The 9,356-nt window shown below is 71.5% G+C and carries 8 protein-coding genes; 5 read left to right on the forward strand and 3 right to left on the reverse strand.

The window, feature by feature from the left end:
• The first annotated feature begins 121 nt into the window (after positions 1-121).
• Both F7R91_RS29710 and F7R91_RS29715 read left to right on the forward strand, forming a co-directional pair.
• Complete coding sequence (locus F7R91_RS29710) at positions 122-1,624, forward strand: metallophosphoesterase family protein (RefSeq protein WP_150953616.1); 1,503 nt, start codon at positions 122-124, stop codon at positions 1,622-1,624.
• A 171-nt stretch (positions 1,625-1,795) separates the two neighbouring features.
• Positions 1,796-2,626, forward strand: a complete 831-nt coding sequence (locus tag F7R91_RS29715) for an aldo/keto reductase (protein WP_150953619.1) — start codon at positions 1,796-1,798, stop codon at positions 2,624-2,626.
• Between the two features lie 62 nt (positions 2,627-2,688).
• Here the strand turns inward: F7R91_RS29715 and F7R91_RS29720 are convergent, their stop codons facing one another.
• From F7R91_RS29720 to F7R91_RS29730, 3 genes are all read right to left on the reverse strand, one after another.
• A complete protein-coding gene (locus tag F7R91_RS29720; RefSeq protein ID WP_150953622.1) occupies positions 2,689-5,022 on the reverse strand; it encodes a SpoIIE family protein phosphatase in 2,334 nt (777 codons plus the stop codon).
• A gap of 62 nt (positions 5,023-5,084) precedes the next feature.
• On the reverse strand, positions 5,085-5,552 hold the full coding sequence (locus F7R91_RS29725) for a peroxiredoxin (protein WP_150953625.1): 468 nt from the start codon (positions 5,550-5,552) through the stop codon (positions 5,085-5,087).
• A complete protein-coding gene (locus F7R91_RS29730) occupies positions 5,549-5,926 on the reverse strand; it encodes a DoxX family protein (protein ID WP_150953628.1) in 378 nt (125 codons plus the stop codon). Before F7R91_RS29730 ends, F7R91_RS29725 begins: the two co-directional genes overlap by 4 nt.
• Before the next feature lie 328 nt (positions 5,927-6,254).
• Here F7R91_RS29730 and F7R91_RS29740 point away from each other — a divergent pair, with 328 nt between their 5' ends.
• From F7R91_RS29740 to hemC, 3 genes are all read left to right on the forward strand, one after another.
• A complete protein-coding gene (locus tag F7R91_RS29740; protein WP_150953631.1) occupies positions 6,255-7,235 on the forward strand; it encodes an ATP-dependent DNA ligase in 981 nt (326 codons plus the stop codon).
• A gap of 138 nt (positions 7,236-7,373) precedes the next feature.
• Positions 7,374-8,153, forward strand: a complete 780-nt coding sequence (locus F7R91_RS29745; protein ID WP_150953635.1) for an NPP1 family protein — start codon at positions 7,374-7,376, stop codon at positions 8,151-8,153.
• Positions 8,154-8,297: 144 nt separating this feature from the next.
• Positions 8,298-9,233: a hydroxymethylbilane synthase gene (gene hemC / locus F7R91_RS29750; protein ID WP_150953639.1), complete on the forward strand. Its 936-nt coding sequence runs from the start codon at positions 8,298-8,300 to the stop codon at positions 9,231-9,233.
• Positions 9,234-9,356 lie beyond the last annotated feature (123 nt).

The raw sequence follows: 9,356 nt of genomic DNA on the forward strand, positions 1-9,356 counted from the left end.
CCATCCGGGGCCTGCTGTGGCCTGGCCACTCGTCAGAGGGCCCAGAATGCGGGGCCAGTTGGGCGCGCCGATCGGCACCAGCCCCTCTCTCCCGTCCCTAGATCGTTGTTACGGTGCACCGGTGTCTGACTCTTCACGCGATACCGCCGAAGGCGCCGGCTGGGGCGCCGCCGAACGCGGCGACTACACGCACCTCATGCCGCACAAGGTCGAGAAGATCTCCTGGCTGAACCCCAGGATGCTGTGGGCCGCCCGCAACGGCGTGCTCGCCTCCTGGTTCGGCGACCCCACCGGCCGTACACGCGCCAGATGGGTGGCCCAGCGGGCGGCCGCCGGAGCATCCGCCGACAAGGTGATCCGGCGCGGTGACCCGGATCGGTTCTCCTTCATGGTCATCGGCGACACCGGCGAGGGCGACCACCCCCAGTACGCCGTCGTACCGGGCTTTCTGAAGGTCGGTCAGGACACCGACTTCGCCGTGCTGGCCAGCGACGTGATCTATCCGGTCGGCAGCGCCGACGACTACGCCACGAAGTTCTTCCGCCCGTACCAGGCCTACCGGGCGCCCATCTACGCGATACCGGGCAACCACGACTGGTACGAGGACCTCGGCGCGTTCATGCGCGTCTTCTGCGACGACGCCCCGCCCCTCGCGCCGGAGCCCGCGCCGCGCCCCTTCACCCGGGCCCGGCTGCGCTCGGTGCTGTGGCACCGGCCGCGCCCGGAGGACGGACAACATCTCGACGAGGCATGGCAGTTGCGGGCCGACCCCGCCCAACGGGCGGTCCAGCCGGGCCCGTACTGGGCGATCGACGCCGGACCGGTGCGGATCATCGGCATCGACACCGGTCTGCTGGGCAGCGTCGACGCGGAACAGGGCGCCTGGCTGCGCGAGGTGTCCCGGGGCCCCCGCCCGAAGATCCTCATCACCGGGTCACCGCTCTACGTCGACGGGGAACACCACCCCTGTCCCATCGACGGGGGCGGCACGGTCGACGACATCGTGCGCGACCCGGACCACCACTACGTCGCGGCGATAGGCGGTGACATCCACAACTACCAGCGCTATCCGGTGCGGGTCGACGGCCGCACCCTCCAGTACGTGGTCGCGGGCGGCGGCGGGGCGTTCATGCACGCCACCCACACGATCCCCCGCGTCGGCGTCGGGGACGTCACCGAGCAGGACTTCCGCTGCTATCCGCTGCGCGGCGACTCCCTCGCCTTCTACAGCAGGCTCTACGGACGCCGGCTGCGCCTGCGCCGCTTCTTCACCCTCACCGAGGACGAGGCCACGGCGGTGATCGCCGAGCGCCTGGGCATCACACCCGCCCGCGCCCCGGGCCCCGATGCACGCGTCACCCGGCGCACCCGGCTCGTCGCGAGCCTGCTGGGCGCCGGCGGCCGCCCGGACCGCACCTCGCGGTTCCGGCTGCCCGTGCGCAAGATCTACACGCAGTTGTTCTCACCGGGCTCGGCGACCTACAGCCCGCCGTTCTTCAAGTGCTTCCTGCGCCTCGACGTGACCCCCGACTCGGTCCGGCTGCGCTGCTACGCGGCCACCGGCAACCGTGCGCAGGAGATCGACCCGCCGGTCGAGGACGAGGTGGTCATCCCGCTGTCGTGAGCGTCCTTCGTCCTGCGCGCTCCGAGGATCGGCGACATCACCTACGCGTCAGAGGGTGTCGGCCGAAGCCCGGCGCGGCGACAGCGCCCGCGGCCGGGCCCCCTCCGTTTGATCCCTCCTCGCCCCCTCCCCGACGCTGGATGTACGACACAGCAGAGGGAAGGTCCGACCGTGATCAGCATCCCGGTGCACACGCTCAACGACGGTACGGCGATCCCCGCCATCGGTCTCGGCACCTGGCCTCTGGACGACGCACAGGCCGAGCAGGCGGTCCGCAGCGCCCTCGATCTGGGTTACCGCCTGTTCGACACGGCGACGAACTATCGCAACGAGACCGGTGTCGGCCTGGGGATGGCCCGTAGCGGGGTCCCGCGCGAGGAGATCGTGGTGACGACGAAGCTTCCGGGCCGGCACCACGGCTACGAGCAGACCCTCGCCTCGTTCGAGAAGTCCCGTCGCCGCCTCGGCGTGGAGTATGTCGACCTGTATCTGATCCACTGGCCGCTGCCCCGCCTCGGCAAGTACGTCGACTCCTGGAGAGCGATGATCAAGCTGCGCGAGGAGGGACTCGTGCGGTCGATCGGTGTCTCCAACTTCACCGCCGGGCACATCGAGCGGCTGGAGAAGGAGACCGGGGTCCTGCCCTGCGTCAACCAGATCGAGATGCACCCCTACTTCGCCCAGCGGGAGCTGCGCGCCTTCCACGACGGCAAGGGCATCCTCACCGAGAGCTGGAGCCCGCTGGGCCGTGGCACCCGCCTTCTGGACGACCCTGTGATCGCCTCCGTCGCCGAGGCCCACGGGGTGACGCCCGCCCAGATCGTGCTGCGCTGGCACACCCAGCTCGGCGCGGTCCCCGTCCCGAAGGCGGCGGACCCGGACCACCGGCGCGAGAACCTGGACACCTTCGGTTTCGCATTGGGCCAGGCCCAGCTCAGGGCCATCGCCGACCGGGCCCACCGGCGCATCGGCGGGGACCCCGAGGTGCACGAGGAGTTCTGAGACGGCCGGCGGAGTGTCCGGGGCGCACGGGCGACCGCGTCCGAAGGGAGCCGTTCCAGTGATCAGTACGGCGGCAGGGCCTGCTCCGCCCAGATCGTCTTGCCCCTGCCGGTCGGCCGGCTGCCCCAGCGCTGGGTGAGCTGGGCGACCAGGAGCAGGCCGCGCCCTCCTTCGTCGAAGGCATGGGCGCGCCGCAGATGCGGTGAGGTGGAACTGCCGTCGGAGACCTCGCAGATGAGGGTGCGGTCACGGATCAGCCGCAGCTGGATGGGGGGTGCGCCGTACCGGATGGCGTTGGTGACCAGTTCGCTGACGACGAGTTCGGTGATGAACGCGGTCTCGTCCAGTCCCCACGCGGTCAACTGCTCGATGGCGGCCTGCCGGGCGGGGGCCACCTGGGCGGGGTCCGGCGGTACGTCCCAGGTGGCGACCCGGTCCACGCCCAGCGCCCGGGTACGGGCCAGCAGCAGGGCCACGTCGTCGCCGGGCTCGTCCGGCAGTACGGCCTTCAGTACGGTGTCGCACAGGGCGTCGAGCGACTCCGCGGGCGCGGTCAGCGAGCGGCACAGCTCGGCGGTGGCGAGGTCGACGTCGCGGTCGCGGTCCTCGATCAGACCGTCGGTGTACAGGGCGACGACCGCGCCCTCGGGCAGTTCGAACTCTGTCGCCTCGAAGGGCAGACCGCCCACGCCGAGCGGGGGTCCGGGGGTCATCGCGACGAGCTGCGCGGTGCCGTCGGGCAGGACGACGGCCGGCGCCGGGTGGCCCGCCGCTGCGAGGGCGAGACGACGGGCCACCGGGTCGTAGACGGCGTAGAGACAGGTGGCGCCGAGCTCCGCGACCTCTTCGCCGTCGTGCCCCGCCAGATGCGTGACCAGGTCGTCGAGGTGCGTGAGGAGTTCGTCCGGCGGCAGGTCCACGTCGGCGAGGGTGCGGACGGCCATGCACAGCCTCCCCATGGTCGCCGAGGACGGGATGCCGTGTCCCACCACGTCGCCGACGACCAGGGCGACACGGCTGCCGGAGAGCGGGATCACGTCGAACCAGTCGCCGCCGATGCCCGCGATCGATCCGCACGGCAGGTAGCGGTGGGCCACCTCGACCGCGGCCTGTCCGGGCAGTCCCCGGGGCAGCAGACTGTGCTGGAGGGCCAGTGCCGTCGTCCGCTCACGGGCGAAGCGGCGGGCGTTGTCGATGCAGACGGCGGCGCGGCTGGCGAGCTCCTCGGCGAGGACGGCGTCGTCGGCGCCGTAATCGTCGACCTGGGCGATGCGGACGCCCACCGCAACACCCAGCGTGGTGCCGCGTGCCCGCAGCGGCACCGCGAGCACCGAGTGAACGCCCTTGCGGTAGGAACTGCCCTCGGGAGCCCGTGCGTTGCGCTCGGCGACCCAGCGCCTGAAGTCCGGCTCGTCCGCCTGGCTGAGGACCGCCCGTCCACGGCGCAGCGCCTTGGCGGGGGCCGAGAACGACGGGTAGAGGTCCGTCTCACCCAGGCGCACGGCCGCCTCGGGTGTGCCCTCGTGGGCGGAGCCGTGGGCGACGCGGCGCAGGACGATGTCCCCCTCCAGCGCGGTGGGCGGCTCGTCGGCGCCGAGCACCCAGTCGAGCAGGTCCACGCTGGCGAAGTCGGCGTACCGCGGCACCAGGAGCTCCACCATCTCCTCGGCGGTGCGCACCACGTCGAGGGTGGTGCCGATGGCGGCCGCGGCCTTGTTCAGCAGGGCCAGCCGCTGCCGGGCCCAGTACTGGTCACTGCTGTCGAACGCCGCGAGAGCGACGGCGGTCGGCTCCCCGCCGGCGTCCCGTACGGGCCACATCTCGATGCTCCAGGCGTGCGCCCGGTTGCCGGTGGGCGCGCCGGTGAAGCTCTCGTAGTGGACCGGCCTGCCCGTCTCGGCCACCAGGCGCAGGTGGTCCAGAAAGCCGCCGCTGTGCTCGGCGTCCTCCACGGTGTCCGGGAAGAACCTGCCGAGCAGGGTCTCCTCCGGCAGGCCGATCACCCGGCAGGCCGCGTCGTTGAGGCGCAGACAGCGCTGCTCGGTGTTGAAGATCGACATCGGCATGGAGGCCTGGTCGAAGGCCCGCCCGGCAAGGGCCGGTTCCGGTCCGCGGAGTTCGGTGGTGACCACGTAGCCGTCGGGCTCGCCGCCCTCGCCCAGCAGAGCGCAGGCCTTCAGGGTGAGCGGGATCGGGGAACCGTCCCGGTGGCGCAGTACGACGTCGCCCTCCAGCGCGGTCAGGACCCCGGACGACGGGTCCTCGGCGAGCAGGTCCCGCGCCGTCCGCCCCACCGCTTCCTCGGCCGTGTGTCCCGTCAGCCGCCGGGCATCCTCGCTCCACCCCGTCACGATCCCCCGGGCATCGATGATCGCCGCAGCGGAGACATGCTCCATTTGTCCAGCATGGTCCCATTGCGGCACCTCATCAACCGCGCTACTGCCCGGCGGCCCCGGCGTCACGCCCGGTGGGCGCGCAGCGCGGCGAGGGCCTTGTCGGCGTGCGTGTTCATCCGCAGTTCGCTGCGGACCACCTCGATGACGGTCCGGTCCTGCACAATGACGAAGGTGACCCGCTTGGTGGGCGCCAGGGAGAACCCTCGTGTGACGCCGAACCGCTCCCGGACGGCGCCGTCGGCGTCGGACAGCAGCGGCATGCCGAGCCGGTGTCGCCCGGCGAACTCCTGCTGGCGTTCGACGGCGTCGCCGCTGATGCCGACGGGCCGCGCCCCGACGGCGGCGAACTCGGTGGCCAGATCGCGGAAGTGACAGGCTTCCGCGGTACAGCCCGGGGTCAGGGCCGCCGGATAGAAGAACAGCACCACCGGCCCCTCGGCGAGCAGTTCGGACAGACTGCGGTCCGTACCGGTCTCGTCCGGCAGCGTGAAGTCCTCCAGCCTGACGCCGACCTCGACCCGCCCGGTCATCGGCCCTCCCCCTGCCGGGCGACGCTGCGGGCCCACAGCACGAGGGGCACCTGCAGCGGCAGCCGTCCGACGGCCGCGGCCTTGAGCGGCGCGGGCCGGTGCCGCCAGTCCGCGGCCATCTTCACGTTGGCCGGGAACACACCGACGAAGAAGGCGGCCGTGGCCAGCGCGGCCGCCTTCCGGGTGCGCGGCAGCGCGAGGCCCGCGGCCAGCGCCAGCTCGACGGCACCACTGGCGTACGTCCATGTCCTGGGCGAGCCCGGCAGGGCGCGGGGAATGGTCGCGTCGAACGGGCGTGGCGAGGCGAAGTGGGCGACACCCGCGGTGGCCAGCAGGCCGGCGAGCAGCAGGGGCGAGCGTTCGGACCGGGACACGGTTCCTCCTCTGGTGACCTGCCGCGCGATATTACTTGACGGTAGACAAGCGCGGGGCCGCTCGGCCTTGCCCGGAGGTGAACACCGACCGGACGGCGCGGGCGGCTCGGCTCAGCCGGTACCGGCCTGCGCCACGGACTCCGGTTCGGCCTCGTCGGCGGCGGCGTGGGAGGAAGTCGTCGGCCCTGCGAGGGAAGAGGCCGGCCGGCTGCCGCAGGTCCTCGGGCGACCAGTCGGCCAGGGCGAGCTGCATACGGTGCTGACGCCGTTCGTGGGAAATGGACCGCAACGGCGCGTGAGGGCGGGCGCCGGCGTCGACAACTGAGCCGTGCGCCTCCCGCTGATCGCCCCCATGCTCGCCACACCGGGCTCCCTGCCGCCCGCCGCACAGGACGCCCGCTGGGCCTACGAGACGAAACAGGACGGCCAGCGGGTGGTGGCCTATCTCGCCGGGGACGGCAGTGTGGTGCTGCGTGCCCGGTCCGGGGAGGAGATCACCGCCGCGTACCCCGAACTGCTCCCGCTGGGCGACGCTCTCGGCTCCACGCCCGCCGTCCTGGACGGGGAGGTGCTGGCGCTCGACGAACGGGGGCGCGCCGACTTCCAGTTGCTGCAGTCCCGTATGGGCCTCGCCCACTCCCCCGCCAAAGCGGCCCGCATGGCCTCCCTGACCCCCGTCCATCTGGTGTTGTTCGACGTGATGCACCTGGGCCGGCGCTCCCTCCTCACGCTCCGCTACACGCGGCGGCGCCGGCATCTGGAGGATCTGGGTCTGGCCGGGCCCTTCTGGTCGACCCCCGCCGCGCTCGTCGGGCACGGCGAACAAGCCCTGCGGGCCACCCGCGAGCACGGGCTGGAGGGTCTGGTCTGCAAGCGCCTCGACTCGGTCTACGAGCCGGGGGTGCGCTCCCGGGCGTGGATCAAGATCCGCAATATGCGCACCGAGGACGTGCTCGTGGGCGGCTGGCTGCCCGGCAAGGGAAGACTCACGGGGCTGCCGGGTGCTGTCCTGGTCGGTCAGCGCGCCGCCGGGAAGCTCCGGTACGTCGGCAGCGTGGGCACCGGCTGGAGCGAGGCCGAACGGACCCGGCTCGCCGAGCTGCTGCGGGCCGCGGCCACGGACGTGTGCCCCTTCGACCCCGTGCCGCCGGTGGCGGGCGCGCACTGGGTCCTGCCCCGGCTGGTCGGCGAGGTCCGCTACAGCACCCGGACCCGGGCCGGACTGCTGCGCCAGCCCTCCTGGTTGCGGCTACGCCCGGACCTCGCCCCCGAGCAGGCGTCGGCCGACCTCCCGGACGACACCGTCTAAAACGGTGTCAGGGACGAACAATCGGGCTGCCCTTCATCACCGGGACGCTCATCACCTCTTGGCGCGGCAGTGAAAAGCGAGGAAGCTGAACTGCCTTTGCCCCCACAGCCGTTGGGCTGCGCCCAAGAGGAGGACGACGTGTCGTCGCCCAAGACGCCCGGAACGCACCGCAAGAGATGGCTCACCGGTCTGGCCGGTGCCGTAGTGCTCGTCGTCGCCTTCCCCACCGCCGCATGGGCGGCACCGCCCGCGGCACTGCCCGCCAACGCCGAAGCGGCGGAGCGGACTTACCAGCCGGCCTTCGACTACGACACGGACGGCTGCTACCCGACACCGGCCATCGGGCCCGACGGAAGCATCAACGGCGGACTCAAGCCGACCGGCGCCCTCAACGGCAGCTGCCACGACGCCTCGGACCTCGACAACACCAACGGCTACTCGCGCTACAAGTGCAACAACGGCTGGTGCGGGTACATGTACGACCTCTACTTCGAGAAGGACCAGGCCCTGCCGGGCATCAGCCTCGGCGGGCACCGCCACGACTGGGAACACGTCGTGGTGTGGGTGCAGAACAACCAGGTCAAGTACGTCTCGACGTCGAACCACGGCGACTTCACCGTGCACGCGGCCTCCTCGGTCCGCTTCGAGGGCACGCACCCGAAGGTCGTCTACCACAAGGACGGCATCAGCACCCACTGCTTCCGACTGGCGAACTCGAACGACGAGCCGCCGGAGAACCACAAGGGCACCTGGCAGTACCCGCCGCTGATCGGCTGGAACGGCTACCCGGCAGGCCTGCGCGACAAGCTGAGCACCTACGACTTCGGCAGCGCCCACTTCGGCCTGCGGGACGACAGCTTCGCCGCCAACCTCGCCGAGGCCAAGCCCTCCGGGATCACCTTCGACCCGTACGCCTGATCCCCGACGACGGCCTCGCCGGCCGGTCGTCCGTTCCCCCTTCGAAAAGATGTCTCACTCTGCCTCTGGACAAGTGACCGGGATCGCCCCGCGGAAGTCGGCGCCGTGGCACGCGGACACCCCCGCGAGGTCTATCGTGTCCGCATGTCCGTCCCCGAAATGATCCGTATCGTCTCCCGCGACTCGCCCATGGCGCTCGCCCAAGTGGAGCGTGTCCGTGCCGAGTTGGCCGAGCTGCATCCCGGTGTCCGCACCGAGGTCGTGCCGGTGAAGACGACCGGTGACAAGTGGATGGGCGAGCTGTCCAAGGTGGAGGGCAAGGGGGCGTTCACCAAGGAGGTGGACGCCGCGCTCGTGGCCGGCGAGGCCGATCTCGCGGTGCACTGCGTCAAGGACGTGCCCGCGGACCGGCCGCTCCCGGCGGGCACGACGTTCGCCGCGTTCCTGAAGCGGGACGACATCCGTGACGCCCTGATCCACCCGGGCGGGCTCACTCTCGACGAGCTTCCGGCCGGAACCCGGATCGGCACCTCCTCGGTGCGCCGGGTCGCCCAGCTGGCCGCCACCCACCCCCGCCTGGAGTGCGTGCCGTTCCGCGGGAACGCCAACCGGCGCCTGGAGAAGCTCGCGGCCGGCGAGGCCGACGCGCTGCTGCTCGCGGTGTCCGGTCTGGAACGCATCGACCGTCGTGACGTGATCAGCGAGGTCCTCTCTCCCGAGACGATGATGCCGCCGATCGGCGCGGGCATCCTCGCCCTGCAGTGCCGGGAGGGCGACACCGAGCTCATCGACACGGTGAGCGCGCTCGGCGACCCGGACACCTACCGGGAGGCGACCGCGGAGCGCATGTTCCTGCACGTGCTCCAGGGCCACTGCAACAGCCCGATCGCCGGGTACGCGCGCGTCGACCGCAGTGGCGAACTGTCCCTGCGTGCCTGTGTCTTCACCCCGGACGGCAAGACCCGGCTGAACGCCCACGAATGGGCGGGCCGGCTCGACCCGGCCACCCTGGGCACCTCGGTCGCGGTGGCACTATTGCGCCAGGGCGCCCGAGAGATCATCGACGGCATCCCGCACTAGGGCCTGTGTGATGTCGTGATCAATCTTGCCGATCCGGGTCCGTCTGGAAGGCGGATCCGGTAGGAAGAAGACCGTGACGCGCAGGCAACTCACCGACGAACAGTGGAAGTTGATCGAGCCGTT

This window comes from Streptomyces luteolifulvus (assembly GCF_008806595.1).
Taxonomy (GTDB): domain Bacteria; phylum Actinomycetota; class Actinomycetes; order Streptomycetales; family Streptomycetaceae; genus Streptomyces; species Streptomyces luteolifulvus.

Excerpts from the sequence above, each read along its gene's own strand:
- F7R91_RS29720 (WP_150953622.1), bottom strand. The coding sequence starts at position 5,022 with ATGGAGCATGTCTCCGCTGCGGCGATCATCGATGCCCGGGGGATCGTG.
- F7R91_RS29725 (WP_150953625.1), bottom strand. The coding sequence starts at position 5,552 with ATGACCGGGCGGGTCGAGGTCGGCGTCAGGCTGGAGGACTTCACGCTG.
- hemC (WP_150953639.1), top strand. The coding sequence starts at position 8,298 with ATGTCCGTCCCCGAAATGATCCGTATCGTCTCCCGCGACTCGCCCATG.